This window comes from Bacillus sp. Bvel1 (assembly GCF_014872755.1).
Taxonomy (GTDB): Bacteria; Bacillota; Bacilli; order Bacillales; family Bacillaceae; genus Bacillus; species Bacillus velezensis.
In genome coordinates, this window is sequence record NZ_JAAOBZ010000006.1 from 670275 (window position 1) to 690106 (window position 19832).

Consider the following 19832-nt stretch of genomic DNA (forward strand, 5'->3'; position numbering starts at 1 on the left):
GGCCGTCTCTAAAAAAAATAAAAAAAATGCGATATAAAAGAGGATATACATAGAATATAACGAATAGTTTCATTAAACATAAATTGTGAGAAATCAGATAAGAATTTGTTGATGCTGTTGTTTTTGTTACACACTTGTAAAGCCACATTCATTGTATTGTTGTTCCGCAAATAATAGAATAGAATTTGATCGAAATGTGAGGAGGTGCCATAGAATGAACAACAATGAACTTTACGTCAGTCTTGACATCGGTACGTCCAATACAAAAGTGATCGTCGGAGAAATGACAGATGATTCCCTTAACATTATCGGAGTGGGAAATGTACCGTCTGAAGGGTTGAAAAAAGGCTCAATCGTTGATATAGATGAAACCGTTCATTCTATAAGAAAAGCGTTTGACCAAGCTGAAAGAATGGTAGGTTTTCCGCTGAAAAAAGCCATTGTCGGCGTTAATGGAAATTATATTCATATTCAAGATACGAACGGCGTTGTCGCTGTTTCCAGTGAAAACAAAGAAATTCACGTTGAAGACGTCCGCAGGGTAATGGAAGCGGCACAGGTCGTGTCGGTTCCGCATGAGCAGCTGATCGTTGACGTCGTTCCGAAACAGTTTATCGTTGACGGAAGAGACGAAATTACCGATCCGAAAAAAATGCTCGGAGTGCGCCTGGAAGTAGAAGGCACGCTGATTACCGGCTCCAAAACGATCTTACATAATTTACTTCGCTGTGTGGAGAGAGCGGGCGTTGAAATTACTGATATCTGCCTGCAGCCGCTTGCGGCCGGTTCGGCGGCTTTGTCAAAAGACGAAAAAAACCTCGGAGTCGCCATGATTGATATCGGCGGCGGCTCGACGACGGTGGCGGTATTTGAACAGGGGCACCTGAAGGAGACAGCCGTCATTCCGCTCGGAGGCGAAAACATCACGAAAGATGTATCGATCGGATTGCGCACTTCCACCGAAGAGGCTGAAAGAGTAAAAAAACAATTCGGACATGCATTCTACGATGAGGCTTCAGAAGATGAAGTATTTGAAGTCACCGTCATAGGAACGAATCAAAAGCAATCTTTTACACAGCAGGAAATTGCCAATATTATTGAAGCAAGAGTGGAAGAGATTCTTGAGATTGCCGCAGCCGAAATTGAGCATATGGGAATTACAGATCTGCCCGGCGGCTTTGTGCTGACCGGCGGACAGGCCGCAATGCCCGGAGTGCTTTCATTGGCACAGGAAGTGCTGAGGCACAATGTAAGGGTCGCAAGCCCGAATTACATCGGTGTAAGAGACCCTCAGTATATGACGGGTGTCGGCTTGATACAATTTGCCTGCCGAAATGCCAGAATTCAGGGAAGAAAAATAGGCTTTCATATGCCGGAAGAAGCCGTGCAGGAAATCGCGGTCTCTCACGAAGAAGAACATCATCAGCGGCCAGAGGCGCAGCAGCGTCCAAAAGCAAAACAAAAAACACAAGCCGAACACAACAAACCGAGCAAAATGAAAAAACTATTAAGCATGTTTTGGGAATAGATTGATAGTCATTCGGCAGATTAGGAGGATTTAGCATGTTGGATTTCGAAACAAACATAGACGGCTTAGCATCAATTAAAGTAATCGGAGTAGGAGGCGGCGGTAATAACGCGGTCAACCGAATGATTGAAAATGAAGTGCAGGGTGTAGAGTATATTGCGGTAAACACGGACGCGCAAGCTCTTAACCTGTCAAAAGCGGAAGTGAAAATGCAGATCGGGGAAAAGCTGACCCGCGGTCTCGGAGCGGGAGCGAATCCGGAAGTCGGCAAAAAAGCCGCTGAAGAAAGTAAGGAACAAATCGAAGAAGCGTTAAAAGGCGCTGACATGGTGTTCGTTACAGCCGGAATGGGAGGCGGTACCGGAACGGGAGCCGCACCGGTGATCGCTCAAATCGCAAAGGACTTAGGCGCTTTGACTGTCGGTGTCGTAACAAGACCGTTTACATTTGAAGGAAGAAAACGCCAGCTGCAGGCTGCAGGCGGTATCACGGCAATGAAAGAAGCCGTTGACACACTGATCGTTATTCCGAATGACCGCATTCTTGAAATTGTCGATAAAAACACACCGATGCTTGAAGCATTCCGTGAAGCTGATAACGTGCTTCGCCAAGGGGTGCAAGGTATCTCTGACCTCATCGCAACGCCTGGTTTAATCAACTTGGACTTTGCCGATGTCAAAACCATCATGTCCAACAAAGGTTCAGCATTGATGGGTATCGGGATCGCTACAGGAGAAAGCCGTGCTGCTGAAGCCGCCAAAAAGGCGATCTCCAGTCCGTTACTGGAAGCGGCAATCGACGGAGCGCAAGGTGTTTTGATGAACATTACGGGAGGTACAAACCTGAGCCTCTACGAAGTGCAGGAAGCAGCCGACATCGTCGCTTCTGCCTCTGACCCTGATGTCAATATGATTTTCGGTTCAGTTATCAATGAAAATCTGAAAGATGAAATCGTCGTCACCGTTATTGCGACCGGTTTTATCGAACAGGAAAAAGATGACTCAAAACCGCAGCGTCCGACTTTAAACCAAGGATTGAAGTCTCAAAGCCAAAACGCTGCGAAACGTGAGCCGAAACGAGAAGAAACACAGCATCAAAACACGGTGAACCGCCATACATCACAACCGGCGGATGATGCCCTCGACATTCCTACATTTTTAAGAAACCGCAACAAACGCGGCTGATGTAAAAAAGGACAAGACCACATGGTTTTGTCCTTTTTCTTTTTTGTGCACAGTCTTCCTTCCTATCCCCCATGATCTATACAGTGAAAAAAGAAGCTTTATACCTATGACGAATTGATTGTTTTTTAGTTTCATACGGCTTTCTACAGAATGTGACAATATCTGGATGGAAGATTGTCTACATTTAACGTACAGCATCGAAATGACAAACGATTCCAATTATGAAGGGGGGATACACATTTTATAGGGCGTTACCAAATAAGGGGGGATACGATTGAAGAAAAAAACGAGAAACAGATGGACAGGCTCCGTTTTAAGTGCGATTGTCGTCAGTTCACTGTTGTTTCCGGGTGCAGCCGGAGCGAACAGCACACCGGGGGCAGTTTCTTTCACCAAAGATCTTTCTTCCTCTAAGAGCATTCAGCATAAGATTTCCGATTCAGTCAAGAAGCGTTTTGAAAAAAATGATAAAGTCACGTTTCTTATCAAATTTAAAGAGAAAGCCAATACGAAAAAAGCGGTCAAAGAAGCAGAAAAAAATGCCGAGTCTCATTCGCTTTCCGCAGCAAAAACCGAATATCAAAAGCGGTCAGCCGTTGTTTCTTCTTTAAAACTGGCAGCTCATGATGCGCAGCAGAATCTGAAAACATATTTGGAAAAACAAAAAAAGAAAGGAAAGGCTGATCACATCCATTCCTATTATATTGTCAACGGAATGGCAGTTACTGCTTCGAAAGAGGTAATGGAAAAAGCCGCCTCATTTCCTGAAGTAGAAAAAGTTCTTCCGAATGAAAAACGTCAGCTTACTCAACGGCAAGCAAAAGCTCCTTTTCAAATGAAGAAAAAACAAAAAGAGGTCAAAGCAAAGGAAGGCATCGAATGGAATATCAGCCAAATTGATGCGCCGCAGGCCTGGGCCTCAGGATACGACGGAACCGGCACGGTTGTCGCCTCAATTGATACGGGAGTTCAGTGGGATCATCCCGCGCTTAAGGAAAAATACCGGGGTTACGATCCTGAAAATCCCGCAGCGCCGAATCATGAAATGAACTGGTATGATGCCGTGTCCCATAAAGACGCTCCCTACGACGATCTTGAACACGGCACTCATGTAACAGGGACCATGACGGGTTCAGAACCTGACGGCTCAAATCAAATCGGTGTGGCTCCGGGGGCGAAATGGATCGCAGTAAAAGCATTTTCAGATGACGGAGGAACCGATGCCGATATTTTGGATGCCGGTGAATGGGTGCTTGCGCCTAAAGATAAAAACGGCACGCCGCATCCCGAGATGGCGCCGGATGTTGTCAATAATTCCTGGGCGGGCGGTTCGGGAATGGACGAGTGGTACCGCGATATGGTGAATGCGTGGAGAGCGGCAGGGATTTTTCCGGAATTCTCTGCGGGAAATGAAGACTTATTTACACCGGGAGGACCGGGTTCAATCGCAAATCCGGCCAATTATCCTGAAGCATTTGCGACAGGTGCGACTGACATCGACAAGAAACTCGCTGATTTCTCACTTCAAGGCCCCTCACCGTATCATGAAACAAAACCGGACATTTCGGCTCCGGGCGTGAATATCCGTTCTTCTATTCCTGGAGGAACATACGAAGGCGGCTGGGACGGAACTTCAATGGCCGGGCCGCATGTGGCGGCGACGGCGGCTTTGTTAAGGCAGGCGAACGCCTCTATTACGGTCGATGAAATGGAAGACGTTCTGACGCGCACCGCCGAAAAGCTGACAGATTCCGTTTTTCCGGAATCACCGAATAACGGTTACGGCCACGGCCTCGTTAACGCTTTTGATGCCGTTTCTGCCGTAACGGACGGAATCGGAAGCGTAGAAGGCAAGGTATCTTCTGCGGGTGAAGATCACAATCCGCCCAGCTTTCATCATGAACCGGTCTCAGAGGCTTACAAAGGGGCAAACCTTCCGTTAACGGTTACAGCAGAAGATGATGTAAGCATAACTGAGGTGATCCTCTCCTATCAGTTTGATGAAGGAGAGTGGAAAACGACAGCCGCCGTTCAAAAAAGCGGTGATGAAAAAAAGGGAACATACCAGGCGGAGATTCCGGACATAACGGGAAGCAAGATAAGTTATAAATGGACCATAAAAGATTTCGGAGGTCATTCTGTAGAATCTGATACGTACCGGGCTGACGTGAAACCGAGCATTACGGCGGGATACAAAGAGGATTTTGAATCACAGCCGGCGGGCTGGTCCAGTTACGGGACACATGATCAATGGGAATGGGGTATCCCGGGTTCAGGGCCCGGCGCCGCATTTTCCGGAGATAAAGTGTATGCGACGAATCTGTCCGGCCCTTATGCCGATTCGGCCAACATGAATCTCGTGATGCCTCCGATTCAAGTTCCGGAAACAGGGCGGCTGTTTTTACAATTTAAAAGCTGGCACAAGCTCGAAGAATTTTTTGATTACGGGTATGTGTTCGTTCTGCCGGAAGGGAAATCAAATTGGGAGCAGGCGGCCGTTTACAATGGTGATTCCGCAGGATGGAATGATGAAGAGGCGGATTTATCTGCGTATAAAGGCCAAAACATAAAGCTCATGTTTAATATGCAGTCTGACGAAGTACTCAATGAAGACGGATGGTATATCGATGATGTCCGGCTTTCAAGCAGCCCTCTCGGCAAGGCGGCTAAAAAAAGTAAACACAATAGACAAACACCTCCCGGCCACCTGAAGAAAAAAGCCATCAGTCCGAAACAGGCCAAACCGGCAGTGAAATCACCCGGAAAAAGAGTGAAACGTGAAACAAACCTCCTGCCGCTCAGAGCGCAAATCAGTGTCGCCGAGACGGGGAAATCCGTATATTCCGACCCTGCAAGCGGAAGCTACAGCCTGTCACATAAAGCGGGAAGCTATACGCTGAAAGCCGAGGCATACGGATTTAAGTCCGCTTCGAAACAAGTTTCTGTTCAAGCAGACAAAACCGCGCAGGCAGACTTTACACTGGAGCAAATGCCGTCCGGCACGCTAAAAGGAACCATCACCAATCAGTCCACAGGCGAACCGGTAAAAGGGGCTGCGCTTTATGTGGCCGAGGATGCCGCAATTGAGCCGGCGGTGACAAACGATAAAGGGGAATATTCGCTTAAGGCGTACGAAGGCTCCTACACAATCAAAGTAGCGGCAAAAGGCTTTTACAATAGCGAATTTTCTGTCGACATCAAAGGAGATGCTGAAAAAAACGTCAAGCTTAAGCCGTATGTCGGTTATGAAGGGGAAATCGCCTATGATAACGGGACGGAAGAAGCCGCGCTGTCATATTTTAAAGCCGGCAGCAAATCTGCCGTTAAGATGACCCTCAAAGACGGAAAAGAACACGGTATGCTGACGGGAGGCCTTTTTAAATTTTGGGGCGCCGACTGGCCTGATCCGGGCGGTACCGAATTTCAAGCAGAAGTATATGATGCATCCGGCCCTGATGGAGCTCCGGGCAGCAAAATTGCCGGCCCGTTCCAAGCTGAAGCGCTTCGAAACGGCGAGTGGACCAAAGTGGATCTCAGCTCAAAAGGAATCGCGGTCGGAAAGGATTTTTATCTTGTGTTCCGTCAGACGAAACCCGATCCTTATACACCTGCCCTGTCATCTGATGACGGCAGTCCGTACTCGAACAGAAACTGGCAATACCTCGACGGCCGCTGGTCAAAAGCCGATAAATCAGACGGAAACTTTATGATCAGGGCTTTGGTCGACTACGAAGCTTCTGTGCCTGAGATAACGTCGCCTGAAAACCGGTCATTTACAAACAAGAAGTCAATCACGGTGAAAGGAACGGCTTCACCAAAAACCGCTGTCCGTCTTACCAATAACGGTAAAACCGCCGCAGAAACGAAAGCAGATGCAGACGGCAGTTTCCAGGCCGGTGTCACACTCACTAAAGATGGCAATCGGCTGACAGCGGCATCTGTGACAGACAGCGGGTCAACCGACGAGTCACGCCCTGTCACGGTCATACTGGATGAGGATAAGCCTGATGTGACGATTGACAGTCCGGCAAACGGTGATAAAACAAATAAAGAAGCAGTGACTGTAAAAGGAAAAGTGCACGACGCCCATTTAAAATGGGTAAAGGTGAACGGAAAAAAAGCTGAAGTAAATAACGGTTCTTATCAAGCGAGAACCCTTCTGGAAAACGGCAGCAATGAGATCAAGGTCACGGCCTCAGATGAAGCTGGTAACAAAACAACGAAAAAGACGGTAATCGATGTCAATTACAATGCTCCCGTCATTTCCGGATTGGTTCCCGGAGCGGATAAGGAATTAAAAGCCGGAGAATCAGTGAAAATCGCTTTTTCAAGCGGAAAGAAATTAGACGCTTCCTTCGTGATCCGTCTGCCTCTGACAAACGCCCGGGCAGGGAGCCAAAACGCAACAGAGCTTCCGCTGAGAGAAATTTCTCCGGGACGATATGAGGGTTACTGGACGGCGGCTTCTTCCATCAAAGCAAGCGGAGCAAAAATTGACGTTATCGCAAGAGATGACTACGGAAATGAAACGAGACAGACGGCTAAAGGAAAACTTTATATCAATGAGTAAAAACAGAGCGCTGCCAAATCACGGCAGCGCTTTTTTAGTTGAAGGGGACAATAGAAAATCAACCTTTTCGGCCCTCGACAAATAAAACGGTTATCCCTTAAAAATTGTACTTTACCCTCAACATTAATTGACAGACTTTCCCACAGAGCTTGCTTTATACTTATGAAACAAGAGAGAGAAACAGATATGTAAGACAAAAGAGGAAAGGGGTCAGATGTGAAAATCTATCTGGATGTCATTTGGCTGTTGAACTTTTGTTTTGATTCTCTTTTGCTTTTATTGACCGCCTTTATTTTAAAACGCCAGGTGAAAAAAAGAAGAGTGGCCGCCGGCGGTTTCATCGGGTCAGCCATTGTGCTTCTGATGTTTACGCCTATTTCTCCCTTTGTGGAGCATCCGGCGGGAAAAATGGCGTTTTCGGTAGTCATCGTGCTTACGGCTTTTGGCTTTAAACGGTTCCGATACTTTTTTCAAAATTTGTTCGCCTTTTATTTCGCGACTTTTCTCGTCGGCGGGGGAATGATCGGCGTACATTCCCTGCTGCAGACAGAATCAATTGTGCAGCAAGGCGTAATGGTTACAAGCCAGACCGGATTCGGCGACCCGATCAGCTGGATGTTTGTAGTTATCGGATTTCCGGCCATATGGTTTTTTTCGAAAAAGAGAATTGAAGACATCGAGACGAAGTCCATTCAGTACGATGAACTTGTCATGGTGCAGGCGGAATTCAGCGGACAGACAATCCGCGCGAAAGGATTGGTGGATTCCGGGAATCAGCTGTATGATCCGCTGACGAAAACGCCGGTCATGATCCTTCACATTAACAAATTCGCTCCGATCCTCAGCGAAAAGGAAACGGACTTCATCAAATCCGCCAGTCCGCTTGAAGTGATAGAGCAGCTTGATGATTCGTTCCGCCATGCGGATAAGCTGAGGCTGATTCCATACAGGGGCGTCGGCCAGGACAATCAATTTTTACTCTGTTTAAAGCCGGATTACGTCACGATTTTAACAAAAGACGAGATGATCGCATGTGAAAAATGCCTGATCGGCATCAGCACGAAGCCATTATCCGCTGACGGTGAATTTGACGGAATCGTTCATCCGAAGATGCTGACAGGGAAGGCTGTAAAACATGTTTCCTGACGAAAAGTCTGTTATTCATCATACTCAAAACGCGTGGTATTTAGAAGGGGGAGGAAGATGAAAAAACTTAAGCTGCGTCTGACATATTTGTGGTATAAATGGCTGATGAAACTCGGACTGAAAAGCGATGAAGTGTATTACATAGGAGGAAGCGAGGCGCTGCCGCCGCCTTTGTCTAAAGAAGAGGAGCAGGTGCTCTTATTAAAGCTGCCGAGCGGTGATCAGGCGGCGCGGGCCATCCTGATTGAGAGAAACTTACGTCTTGTCGTTTACATTGCCCGCAAATTCGAAAACACCGGCATCAATATCGAGGACTTAATCAGCATCGGCACCATCGGTTTGATCAAAGCGGTAAACACGTTTAATCCGGAAAAGAAAATCAAACTCGCCACCTACGCATCGCGATGTATTGAAAACGAAATTTTAATGTACTTGCGCCGAAACAATAAAATCCGTTCAGAGGTGTCCTTTGATGAACCGCTGAACATTGATTGGGACGGAAACGAACTGCTGCTTTCGGATGTGCTCGGCACAGATGATGATATTATTACGAAAGACATTGAAGCCAATGTGGATAAAAAACTTTTGAAAAAAGCGCTTGAGCAATTAAACGAAAGAGAAAAGCAGATTATGGAACTGCGTTTCGGGCTTGTCGGAGAAGAAGAAAAAACCCAAAAAGATGTAGCCGACATGATGGGGATTTCACAATCTTATATCTCCCGGCTCGAAAAGCGGATTATCAAAAGACTGAGAAAAGAGTTTAACAAAATGGTGTAAAATTTTTTCCATCTGACAGCCCTTACTGCTGCAAGGATTGCCGCCGCCGGATGTTTATTTCTGTAAAATGGCGGTGCATATTTTTCCCACCCGAGGAGATACTTAACGTTGTACAGCAGCTCCTAGTGGGAGGGAAAAACGTGTCAAGAAATAAAGTCGAAATTTGCGGGGTGGATACCTCCAAATTACCGGTGCTCAAGAATGAAGAGATGAGAAAGCTGTTTAGGCAATTGCAGGATGAGGGCGATGATTCAGCGAGGGAAAAGCTTGTAAACGGCAACCTGCGCCTTGTCTTAAGCGTCATTCAGAGGTTTAACAACAGAGGAGAGTATGTTGATGACTTATTTCAGGTCGGCTGCATCGGACTAATGAAATCCATTGATAATTTTGACCTAAGCCATAATGTTAAGTTTTCAACATACGCTGTACCGATGATCATCGGAGAAATCCGCAGATATTTGCGGGATAACAATCCGATCCGCGTCTCGAGGTCGCTTCGCGATATCGCATATAAAGCGCTTCAAGTAAGAGAGCGGTTAATCAGTGAGACAAGCAGGGAGCCGACAGCAGAGGAAATCGCCAAAGTTCTTGAAGTGCCCCATGAAGAAATTGTGTTTGCCCTTGACGCCATCCAGGATCCGGTTTCACTGTTTGAGCCGATTTATAATGACGGCGGCGATCCGATCTACGTGATGGACCAGATCAGCGATGAGCGCAATAAGGATACACAATGGATTGAGGAGCTCGCTCTGAAAGAAGGCATGAGAAGACTGAACGAACGGGAAAAAATGATTTTGCGAAAGCGCTTTTTCCAAGGGAAAACCCAAATGGAAGTCGCTGAAGAAATCGGGATATCCCAAGCTCAGGTCTCAAGGCTTGAAAAGGCAGCCATTAAACAAATGAATAAAAATATCCATCAATAACGGAAAAAGCCTTTAAACCTTGTTTAAAGGCTTTTTTCATGCGATGGTTTACGTTTGCAAAAAAGTGATGTATTCTAATGTGTAAAAGTTTTTAGAAAATTTAAATAAAGTAAACGGGGGAAACGGCAATGATTTTACAGCTGGACAGTGTGTCATTAAAAAGAAACGGGAAATGGATTTTGAAAGATATTAACTGGCGCGTCGAGAAAAACGAAAATTGGGTGCTGTACGGATTAAACGGAGCCGGAAAAACGGCTTTGCTGAATATGTTATGCTCTTATTACTTCCCCACTTCAGGAGAGATGCAGGTGCTCGGCCATCAGTTCGGCAAAACAGAGCTCGGTGACAGGCTCAGAAGGAAAATCGGCCTTGTTTCGGCAGGTCTTCAGCACAAATTATATGCCGCGGACTCCGCTTTTGAAATCGCCCTCAGCGGCGCGTACGCCTCAATCGGGCTGTACGAAACTCCGAGTGAGCAGGTAAGGGAAAAAGCGATCGGTCTTCTGAAGGATTTGGGCGCCATCAGTTACGCCGACAGGCGGTACGAAACATTATCACAAGGGGAAAGACAAAGAGCGCTGATTGCGCGGGCGCTTATGGCTGATCCCAAACTGCTGATTTTGGACGAGCCCGTGACGGGTCTTGATTTTATGGCAAGGGAGCAGCTGCTGGACACGATTACGTCGATCGCCGAAAAAGAAAATGCGCCGTCCATCCTTTATGTCACCCATCACGCTGAAGAAATTCTGCCGGTATTTGATCAGGCGCTGCTTTTAAAACAAGGCGAGGTGTTCGCCTCCGGGGAAATCAGGGATATGCTTTCTGACGAGCGGCTTACAGCGTTTTTCGATACGCCTGTCAATGTCTTATGGAACAATGGCCGCCCGTTTTTAACACGTGCAAAAGAGGCATCATCCGTAAAATAACATCAATTCACCCTGGGGGTGCTGCCATGCGGCTGAGAGAGACGTTGTCTCAACCCTTAACGGACCTGATCCGGATCATGCCGGCGGAGGGAAGCGGTGAAAAAAGCGGAGGAAGATCCGTTTTTTACCCGTTTCATTTTAATGAAACGGGTTTTTTGATACAGCCAAAGGGGAGATTTCCAATGCATCAGATTGATATGCTGTTACACCAGGCGGAGAAACGGAGGCACGACTTCATACATATTGCTGAAAGGTTGATCGCCTTTCCCACTCCGGCCCCGCCAGCAAGAAATACGGCAGAAGCCCAAAAGTGGGTGGCCGGCTTTTTAAAAGAAACGGGCTGCTCGGTCGATATGTGGGATGTGTATCCGGAAGATCCGAATGTAGTCGGTGTTTTAAAAGGGACAGATTCAAGCAGGCATCAAAGCCTGATTTTAAACGGACACATTGATGTGGCAGAAGCCGGGGGCGAAGACTGGAACTCTGACCCGTTTCAGCCGCTCGTAAAAGACGGCATGCTGATCGGAAGGGGCGCCGCTGATATGAAAGGAGGTTTGGCGTGTGTTCTTTTCTCTCTGAAGCTGATCCATGATGCCGGCATTAAGCTTCCGGGCGACCTCATTGTACAGTCTGTAATCGGAGAAGAAGTCGGCGAGGCGGGGACGCTGGAATGCTGCAAACGCGGCTATCACGCGGATTTTGCGGTTGTCGCGGATACGAGCAGCCTGCATATTCAAGGGCAGGGCGGTGTCATCACCGGCTGGATAGAATTGAAAAGCAAACAAACATTTCATGACGGCATGAGGCGCAATATGATTCATGCGGGCGGAGGCACATTCGGAGCGAGCGCCATCGAAAAAATGGCGAAAATCATCACTGCCTTGGGAGAGCTGGAGCGCCACTGGGCGGTAACGAAAAGCTATCCCGGCATTGCGCCCGGCACCAATACGATCAACCCCGCCGTCATTGAAGGCGGAAGACACGCAGCGTTTGTCGCCGATGAATGCCGGTTATGGATCACCGTCCACTTTTATCCGAACGAAACGCACGAACAAGCAGCCGCAGAAATCGAAGACTATATTAATCGTGTCGCTGACAGTGATCTGTGGCTCAAAGAAAACAGGCCGGTGTTCAAATGGGGCGGATCTTCGATGATTGAAGACAGAGGAGAGGTGTTCCCGGCGCTGGAAATCGATCCGGATCATCCGGCAGTTTCTGTCTTGGCTGCATCACACTCTGCCGTCAAAAAACAGGAGCCCGTCATTGATGTTTCCCAAACCGTAACAGACGGAGGATGGCTTTATCAGGCCGGGATTCCGAGCGTCATATACGGCCCCGGCGATTTAAAAAACGCCCACTCCGTAAACGAGGAAGTGTCCGTTGATGAGCTTATGGACTATACGAAAATCATGCTGAGATTTATTCTCGGCTGGTGCAGCCGCAAAAAAGATTGCCCGATGTGACAAGGTTCAGCCCGGCCGTTCATATAATAGGAAAAAGAACGGGCAAAGGGCGTGATACGGATGATCAGCATATCTGAATTTCAAATAAAAGATGTGGTAAACGTGTCGAACGGAAAAAAACTCGGAAGCATCGGGGATATTGATATTAACGTGACAACGGGAAAAATTCAGGCGATTATTTTAGGCGGCAGCGGAAAAGTTCTCGGTTTTTTCGGAAAAGAAGAGGAAATGATCATTCCTTGGCGAAATATAGTTAAAATTGGGGAAGATGTCATCTTAGTGCGTGTAAATGAACCAAAGGGGGGAGCGTAATCCTCCCTTTACTTGTAAAAAGCCGGAAATCTCAATGTTTCCGGCACATTTATTTATCTCATTTTTCAATCAGCCGCTAAACGTATGCTTAAAATTGTGTTAAAATGAGTGGGAAATTACGCTTTTTTAATGTTTGTCGAAAGGTTGGATCTCCATGAATACATATCACCCGTTTAGTCTTACCACCCCCTCGGCACTCATGATAGAAGACTGGAACTGTGTGAATCAGCTTAACACAAAGGTCATCGCCGGATTCACAACGAAAAACGGCGGTGTCAGCAATCCTCCGTATGAGTCATTAAATACCGGATTGCACGTCCGGGACGAAGCTCATGATGTTGTGACAAACCGTGAAGTCATAGCGTCCTTATGCGGTACTGATCTGGATTCCTGGGTGTTCGCCGACCAGACACATGAAAACCGCGTCCGGCGCGTGACAGCCGGGGATAAAGGAAAAGGAGCGAGAGACTATTCTTCCGCATTCCGCGGGACGGACGGGCTCTACACGAAAGATGCGAATCTTTTTTTGGCCCTTTGTTTTGCGGACTGTGTGCCCTTGTATTTTTATGACCCGGTGAAATCCATTATCGGCGCTGCCCATGCCGGATGGAAGGGGACGGTCAAACAAATCGGACGCATCATGACGGAACGCTGGGTAAACGAAGAAGGCTCCCGTTTAACAGATATTCAGGCTGTCATCGGTCCGTCCATCAGCGCGGGAAGTTATACAGTCGACGACCGCGTCATCAATGAAGTGCGGGCGCTGCCCTTTACGGCTGAATCCGCCATATGCGAAACGGAAAAAGGCCAGTATCAGCTTGATTTAAAAGAGGTCAACCGTCTTCTTCTGATACATTGCGGCATTCCGGAAGAAAACATTTCAGTCAGCGGATTATGCACCGAACGAGAGCGTGAACTATTCTTTTCACACCGCCGCGACAAAGGGAAAACGGGACGCATGATGTCCTTTATCGGAATGAAGGAGGCATAAGATCTTGCGTGTTGCTGATCAATTACGACATATAAACGAAAGAATAAACGAAGCATGTAACAGATCGGGCCGAAGCCCCGAAGATGTTACCGTCATCGCGGTTACAAAATACGTATCAGCTGAAAGGGCTCAAGAGGCCGTTGATGCCGGTATTACAAGTCTGGGAGAAAACCGGGATGCCGAGCTTATCCATAAGCAGGAAGTCATCAAAGGAAGCCCGAAGTGGCACTTTATCGGCAGTCTTCAGTCCAGAAAGGTGAAGGCCGTCGTTGACCGTGTATCTTATATTCATTCCTTAGACAGACTGTCATTGGCAAAAGAGATTGAAAAACGGGCGCAGCATACGGTTCGCTGTTTTGTGCAGGTGAATACTTCGCTTGAGCCGTCTAAGCACGGTTTGAAAACAGAGGAGGTCATCCCCTTTATCAGAGAGCTTTCTGAGTTTAGAAACATTTCTGTAGAGGGCCTGATGACGATGGCTCCCCTGACAGACGATACAGAAACGATCAGAGCCTGCTTCCGGCAATTGCGTGATCTGAGGGATCAGGTGCAAAAACTGAATCAGACAAACGCGCCGTGCCGGGAACTGTCAATGGGCATGTCAAATGATTATGAAATCGCTGTTGAAGAGGGCGCAACTTTTATCAGAATCGGCTCTTCATTAGTCGGAAATGAACCGGGGGGTGTAAACAAATGAGCATGAAAAATAAACTGAAAAACTTTTTCTCAATGGATGAGGAGGAGTACGAGTACGAATACATTGAAACGGAGCAGGATCATCAGGAAGAGCATGAACAGCAGAAAGATAAACAGCCTGCTTACGCTCAGAAGCCGCAGGGCAAGCAGAACGTAGTAAGCTTGCAAAGTGTTCAGAAATCCTCTAAAGTGGTCTTGAGTGAACCGCGTGTATATGCGGAAGCGCAGGAAATCGCCGATCATTTAAAGAACAGGCGGGCGGTTGTCGTCAATCTGCAGCGCATCCAGCATGATCAGGCGAAAAGAATCGTCGACTTTTTAAGCGGTACCGTCTACGCCATCGGCGGCGACATTCAGAGAATCGGTTCAGATATTTTTCTGTGCACGCCTGATAATGTCGACGTTTCCGGCACGATTTCGGAGCTTATAAATGAAGACGAACATCAGAGGTGGTAAAGCAGGATGATTCTTTATCAAATTTTTTCCGTTCTGAGTTATTTAATTTACATCTACTCGTTTGCCCTGATCATCTATATCTTTATGTCATGGGTGCCGAGTACGAGAGAAACGGCGGTCGGACGGTTTCTCGCAGCGATTTGCGAACCGTATTTAGAGCCGTTCAGAAGGATCATTCCGCCCATTGCCATGCTGGATATATCCCCGATTGTAGCGATTATCGTGCTTCGGTTTGCCACGACGGGACTTTGGGGCCTATACCGCATGATCGCAATGTATACTTGAATGCGACAGTTTGATACGGGCTTGGCACCAGCCAAGCCTCTTTACATAGAAAGGAAAGAACATGAGCGATATTTACCAGCACTTCAGACAAGACGAGCGGCCTTTTATTGATCAGGTGCTTGAATGGAAACAGATTGTCCTGGACCAGTATCGGATGAAGCTGACTGATTTCTTAGATCCCAGGGAACAGGTGATTGTAAAAGCCGTTATCGGCGACGCCTGCGGTCTTGCGTTTTTCGGAGGATATGACAGAGCTGAGCGCAAACGCGCGATTTTATACCCTGAATATATGGAACCTGAACAGGATGATTTTGAGCTCCGGGCTTTTGACGTTCAATACGCTGAAAAATTCGTCAGCATTGACCACCGCTCTCTTCTAGGATCATTAATGGGGGTCGGCTTAAAGCGGCAGAAATACGGCGATCTGATTTTCTCAGAGGAAGCCGTGCAGCTCATCGTCTCCGGTGAAATCGCCGATTTTGTCAGCACTCAGCTGACGAAGGCGGGCAAAGCGCCGGTAAAGCTTGAGAAAATCGAGCTTTCCGCTCTTCACATTCCCGCTTCAGATGTCGAAATAAGGGATGACACGGTTTCTTCATTGCGTCTCGACGCCGTCTGCGCTTCAATGAGCAGGCAATCCCGGCAGAAAGCGCAGGCGCTTGTGAAAAACGGGCTCGTTAAGGTGAATTGGAAAGCTATTGAAGATCCGTCTTTTCAGGTTGCTGAAGGGGACATGCTCTCGATTCGCGGCTTCGGACGATGCAGTTTGGCAAAAGTTGACGGAAAAACGAAAAAAGACAAATGGAAAGTTACATTTGAACGGCAAAAATGAGTCGTTTTTTCAGTTTTTTTCTCCATCTGTGCCGTATTTGTTTTATAATGTGAACTAGATAACCGTACTGAAATGTAAAAATGGAGGTGGCAATATGCCATTAACGCCGAATGATATCCATAACAAAACGTTTACAAAAGGTTTTCGCGGATATGATGAAGATGAAGTAAATGAATTTTTAATGCAGGTCAGAAAAGATTACGAAATCGCACTCCGTAAAAAAACGGAGCTTGAGGCGAAAGTGAACGAGCTGGACGAAAAAATCGGCCACTTTGCCAATATCGAAGAAACGCTGAATAAATCAATTCTCGTAGCCCAGGAAGCAGCAGAAGACGTAAAGCGCAACTCGCAGAAAGAAGCGAAGCTGATCGTCCGTGAAGCAGAAAAAAATGCCGATCGCATCATCAATGAGTCACTTTCCAAATCAAGAAAAATCGCAATGGAAATCGAAGAGCTGAAAAAACAGTCTAAAGTCTTCAGAACACGTTTCCAAATGCTGATTGAAGCGCAGCTTGACCTGCTGAAGAACGATGATTGGGATCATCTGCTGGAATACGAAGTCGACGCGGTATTTGAGGAAAAAGAATAATTTTCTGATTTTCTTGACATTCTTCGGCCCGTTCGAATATAATACGTTCATAAATTCAGATGAAAAGACGATTGAAAGGGACCGGCATGACTCAAAACAGGCTATAAAGCGAACCGGGGAAGGTGAAAGCCCGGGATGGCCGGAATCATGCAGATCAGCCCTTTAGTTTCCTTTCTGAACCGAGAGTAGGAAAGGACGTTCCATCACGTTACGATGTTCGAGAGGAAAAGACGGATGATCCGTTTTTTCTAAAAGGGTGGTACCGCGAGATAAGCTTTCTCGTCCCTTATGGGATGAGAGGGCTTTTTTTATTTTCTGAAAAATGTTGTGGAGGAATGAAAATGGATTACAAAGATACGCTGTTAATGCCGAAAACAGATTTTCCGATGCGGGGAAATCTGCCGAATCGTGAGCCGGACATGCAAAAAGACTGGGAGGAGCAGGACATTTACCGTCTTGTTCAAGAACGGACGAAAGACCGCCCGAAATTCGTGCTGCATGACGGACCTCCTTATGCAAACGGAGACATCCACATGGGCCATGCCCTGAACAAAATCCTGAAAGACTTCATCGTCCGCTATAAATCAATGAGCGGTTACAACGCACCGTACGTGCCGGGCTGGGATACGCACGGACTGCCGATTGAAACGGCGCTGACGAAAAACAAAAAAGTAAACCGGAAAGAAATGTCCGTCGCTGATTTCCGCAAGCTTTGCGAAGATTATGCATGGCAGCAGATCGAAAGACAGCGCGAACAATTCAAGCGTCTCGGCGTCAGAGGCGATTGGGAAAACCCGTATGTTACGCTTCAGCCTGAATTTGAAGCGCAGCAGATCCGCGTTTTCGGCGAGATGGCGAAAAGAGGCTATATTTATAAAGGTCTGAAGCCGGTCAACTGGTCGCCTTCAAGTGAATCTGCCTTAGCAGAAGCGGAAATTGAATATCAGGACAAACGTTCCGCGTCTATTTATGTTGCGTTTAAAGTGAAAGACGGTAAAGGCGTTCTGGAAAACGGAGAAAGCTTCATCATCTGGACGACGACGCCGTGGACGATGCCTGCCAACCTCGGAATTTCCGTTCATCCTGATCTTGAATACAATGTCATCAAGGTTGGAGACAAGCGTTATGTAGTGGCGGCTGAACTGATCGAAAACGTAGCGGAGGCATGCGGCTTTGAAAATCCTGAAGTTGTCGCATCATATAAAGGCAGAGAATTAGAATACATCACTGCAGAACATCCGCTGTACGGCAGAGATTCACTCGTCATGCTCGGTGACCACGTCACAACCGATGCCGGAACAGGCTGTGTTCATACTGCCCCGGGCCACGGGGAAGATGACTTTATCGTCGGCCAAAAGTACGGCTTAGAAGTACTGTGCCCTGTTGATGAAAAAGGAAACATGACCGACGAAGCGCCGGGCTTTGAAGGAATGTTTTACGATAAAGCCAATAAACCGATCACGGAGAAGCTTGAAGAAAACGGCGCGCTCTTGAAACTCGAGTTTATTACACACTCCTATCCGCATGACTGGAGAACGAAAAAACCGACGATCTTCAGAGCGACTGCGCAATGGTTTGCGTCAATTAAAGATTTCAGATCCGATCTGCTTGATGCCATCAAACAAACGAAGTGGGTGCCGGAGTGGGGCGAACAGCGCCTTTACAACATGGTGCGCGACCGCGGTGACTGGTGTATCTCAAGACAGCGCGTCTGGGGGGTTCCGATCCCGGTATTTTATGCAGAAAACGGTGAGCCGATCATCACTGACGAAACGATTGAACACGTGTCTGAGCTGTTCAAACAGCACGGCTCAAACGTATGGTTTGAAAGAGAGGCAAAAGACCTCCTGCCGGAAGGATTTACACATCCGGGAAGCCCGAACGGAATCTTCACGAAAGAGCAAGACATTATGGATGTATGGTTTGATTCAGGTTCTTCCCATCAGGCCGTTCTTGAAGAACGAGATGATCTTGTCCGTCCGGCTGATTTATACCTTGAAGGCTCTGACCAATACCGCGGCTGGTTTAACTCTTCTCTTTCCACTGCTGTTGCAGTCACCGGCAAAGCGCCGTATAAAGGCGTATTAAGCCACGGATTTACACTTGATGCAAACGGCCGTAAAATGAGTAAATCACTCGGCAATACGATTGACCCGACAAAAATCGCAAAACAGCTTGGAGCTGAAATTCTGCGTTTATGGGTATCTTCCGTAAACTATCAGGCCGATCACCCGGTTTCTGAAGATATTCTGAAGCAGGTCGCGGAAGTATACCGGAAAGTCCGCAACACGTTCCGCTTCCTTCACGGCAACCTGTTCGATTTCGATCCAAGCGTCAATGCCGTGGATGTAAAAGATCTCCGCGAAGTGGATCAATATATGCTGATCAAGCTGAATAAGCTGATCGATAAGGTGAAAAAAGCGTACGATGAATACGAATTTGCGGTTGTTTATCACAGCATTCACAATTTCTGTACGATCGAGCTCAGCTCCTTCTATCTTGATTTTGCAAAAGATGTTGTGTACATCGAGCATGCGGATCATCCGGACCGCCGCAGCATGCAGACCGTCTTCTATGAAACGCTGCTGGCGTTAGTGAAACTGACGGCGCCGATTCTCCCGCATACGGCGGATGAAATGTGGTCTCACTTATCATTTGTTGAAGAAGCGAGCGTGCAGCTGACAGATATGCCGGAAACCATTGCTGTTCCGGACAGTCAGGCGACAGAAGAAAAATTCGACCGCTTCATGGAGCTTCGAAACGACGTGCTGAAAGCTTTGGAAACAGCCCGTAACGAAAAAATTATCGGAAGATCATTGGAAGCGAGCCTGACTTTGTATCCGAACAAAGAAAACCGCGACCTCTTGTCATCCATTAAAGAAAACATCGCGCAGCTGTTTATCGTCTCAGAACTGACAGTAAAAGACGAAAGTGAAGCGCCGGAAAACGCGCAAAGCTTTACAACAGGAAAAATGACCGTAGAAAAAGCGGAAGGCCAGATGTGTGAGCGTTCCCGCGTAATTTCTAAAGATGTCGGAGCCAATCCGAAATATCCGACATTATCACTGCGCAATGCGGAAATCGTTGAAAAATATTATCAAAAATAATAAATGAGAAAGCGCCCGGTGTCAGCCGGGCGCTTTTTTACATGCCA

16 protein-coding genes and 1 riboswitch are annotated in these 19832 nt (G+C 47.2%); all 16 genes read left to right on the forward strand.

The window, feature by feature from the left end; translation table 11 throughout:
* The first annotated feature begins 214 nt into the window (after positions 1-214).
* Complete coding sequence (ftsA, locus tag HAP68_RS07385; RefSeq protein WP_003154425.1) at positions 215-1528, forward strand: cell division protein FtsA; 1314 nt, start codon at positions 215-217, stop codon at positions 1526-1528.
* A gap of 35 nt (positions 1529-1563) precedes the next feature.
* A complete protein-coding gene (gene ftsZ / locus HAP68_RS07390; RefSeq protein ID WP_003154424.1) occupies positions 1564-2712 on the forward strand; it encodes a cell division protein FtsZ in 1149 nt (382 codons plus the stop codon).
* Between the two features lie 274 nt (positions 2713-2986).
* Positions 2987-7282 (forward strand): S8 family peptidase, encoded by a 4296-nt coding sequence (locus HAP68_RS07395; RefSeq protein WP_024085279.1) that lies wholly within the window; start codon positions 2987-2989, stop codon positions 7280-7282.
* Positions 7283-7498: 216 nt separating this feature from the next.
* Positions 7499-8428 carry a sigma-E processing peptidase SpoIIGA gene (spoIIGA, locus tag HAP68_RS07400; protein WP_024085280.1) on the forward strand — a complete coding sequence of 310 codons (930 nt, stop codon included), beginning with the start codon at positions 7499-7501 and terminating at the stop codon, positions 8426-8428.
* A 57-nt stretch (positions 8429-8485) separates the two neighbouring features.
* On the forward strand, positions 8486-9205 hold the full coding sequence (sigE, locus tag HAP68_RS07405; RefSeq protein WP_007409714.1) for an RNA polymerase sporulation sigma factor SigE: 720 nt from the start codon (positions 8486-8488) through the stop codon (positions 9203-9205).
* Between the two features lie 140 nt (positions 9206-9345).
* Complete coding sequence (sigG, locus tag HAP68_RS07410) at positions 9346-10128, forward strand: RNA polymerase sporulation sigma factor SigG (protein WP_003154420.1); 783 nt, start codon at positions 9346-9348, stop codon at positions 10126-10128.
* 128 nt (positions 10129-10256) lie between these two features.
* Positions 10257-11054: an ABC transporter ATP-binding protein gene (locus tag HAP68_RS07415; RefSeq protein ID WP_024085281.1), complete on the forward strand. Its 798-nt coding sequence runs from the start codon at positions 10257-10259 to the stop codon at positions 11052-11054.
* Between the two features lie 4 nt (positions 11055-11058).
* A riboswitch (TPP riboswitch) is annotated at positions 11059-11163 on the forward strand.
* Between the two features lie 73 nt (positions 11164-11236).
* Positions 11237-12517 (forward strand): acetylornithine deacetylase, encoded by a 1281-nt coding sequence (locus HAP68_RS07420; RefSeq protein ID WP_024085282.1) that lies wholly within the window; start codon positions 11237-11239, stop codon positions 12515-12517.
* 60 nt (positions 12518-12577) lie between these two features.
* The gene (locus HAP68_RS07425; RefSeq protein ID WP_003154415.1) at positions 12578-12829 is read left to right on the forward strand and encodes a YlmC/YmxH family sporulation protein; all 252 of its coding nucleotides are present in this window, start codon (positions 12578-12580) and stop codon (positions 12827-12829) included.
* Between the two features lie 154 nt (positions 12830-12983).
* Positions 12984-13820, forward strand: a complete 837-nt coding sequence (pgeF, locus tag HAP68_RS07430) for a peptidoglycan editing factor PgeF (RefSeq protein WP_014304972.1) — start codon at positions 12984-12986, stop codon at positions 13818-13820.
* A gap of 4 nt (positions 13821-13824) precedes the next feature.
* The gene (locus tag HAP68_RS07435) at positions 13825-14517 is read left to right on the forward strand and encodes a YggS family pyridoxal phosphate-dependent enzyme (RefSeq protein WP_024085283.1); all 693 of its coding nucleotides are present in this window, start codon (positions 13825-13827) and stop codon (positions 14515-14517) included.
* Complete coding sequence (gene sepF / locus HAP68_RS07440; protein ID WP_003154410.1) at positions 14514-14972, forward strand: cell division protein SepF; 459 nt, start codon at positions 14514-14516, stop codon at positions 14970-14972. Before HAP68_RS07435 ends, sepF begins: the two co-directional genes overlap by 4 nt.
* Before the next feature lie 6 nt (positions 14973-14978).
* Entirely contained in the window at positions 14979-15257 is a 279-nt protein-coding gene (locus tag HAP68_RS07445; protein WP_003154408.1) for a YggT family protein, read from the forward strand.
* 61 nt (positions 15258-15318) lie between these two features.
* Positions 15319-16089, forward strand: coding sequence for a YlmH family RNA-binding protein (locus tag HAP68_RS07450; RefSeq protein WP_014304974.1), 771 nt, complete (start codon positions 15319-15321; stop codon positions 16087-16089).
* A 94-nt stretch (positions 16090-16183) separates the two neighbouring features.
* Positions 16184-16678, forward strand: coding sequence for a septum site-determining protein DivIVA (divIVA, locus tag HAP68_RS07455; protein WP_003154406.1), 495 nt, complete (start codon positions 16184-16186; stop codon positions 16676-16678).
* Between the two features lie 341 nt (positions 16679-17019).
* Positions 17020-19785, forward strand: a complete 2766-nt coding sequence (gene ileS, locus HAP68_RS07460; protein ID WP_024085284.1) for an isoleucine--tRNA ligase — start codon at positions 17020-17022, stop codon at positions 19783-19785.
* The last annotated feature ends 47 nt before the right edge of the window (positions 19786-19832 follow it).

Coding starts and splice junctions, on each gene's coding strand:
- HAP68_RS07420 (WP_024085282.1), top strand. CDS start 11,237: ATGCATCAGATTGATATGCTGTTACACCAGGCGGAGAAACGGAGGCAC.
- HAP68_RS07425 (WP_003154415.1), top strand. CDS start 12,578: ATGATCAGCATATCTGAATTTCAAATAAAAGATGTGGTAAACGTGTCG.
- sigE (WP_007409714.1), top strand. CDS start 8,486: ATGAAAAAACTTAAGCTGCGTCTGACATATTTGTGGTATAAATGGCTG.
- ftsA (WP_003154425.1), top strand. CDS start 215: ATGAACAACAATGAACTTTACGTCAGTCTTGACATCGGTACGTCCAAT.
- ileS (WP_024085284.1), top strand. CDS start 17,020: ATGGATTACAAAGATACGCTGTTAATGCCGAAAACAGATTTTCCGATG.
- HAP68_RS07415 (WP_024085281.1), top strand. CDS start 10,257: ATGATTTTACAGCTGGACAGTGTGTCATTAAAAAGAAACGGGAAATGG.
- HAP68_RS07445 (WP_003154408.1), top strand. CDS start 14,979: ATGATTCTTTATCAAATTTTTTCCGTTCTGAGTTATTTAATTTACATC.
- divIVA (WP_003154406.1), top strand. CDS start 16,184: ATGCCATTAACGCCGAATGATATCCATAACAAAACGTTTACAAAAGGT.
- ftsZ (WP_003154424.1), top strand. CDS start 1,564: ATGTTGGATTTCGAAACAAACATAGACGGCTTAGCATCAATTAAAGTA.
- sepF (WP_003154410.1), top strand. CDS start 14,514: ATGAGCATGAAAAATAAACTGAAAAACTTTTTCTCAATGGATGAGGAG.
- pgeF (WP_014304972.1), top strand. CDS start 12,984: ATGAATACATATCACCCGTTTAGTCTTACCACCCCCTCGGCACTCATG.
- HAP68_RS07450 (WP_014304974.1), top strand. CDS start 15,319: ATGAGCGATATTTACCAGCACTTCAGACAAGACGAGCGGCCTTTTATT.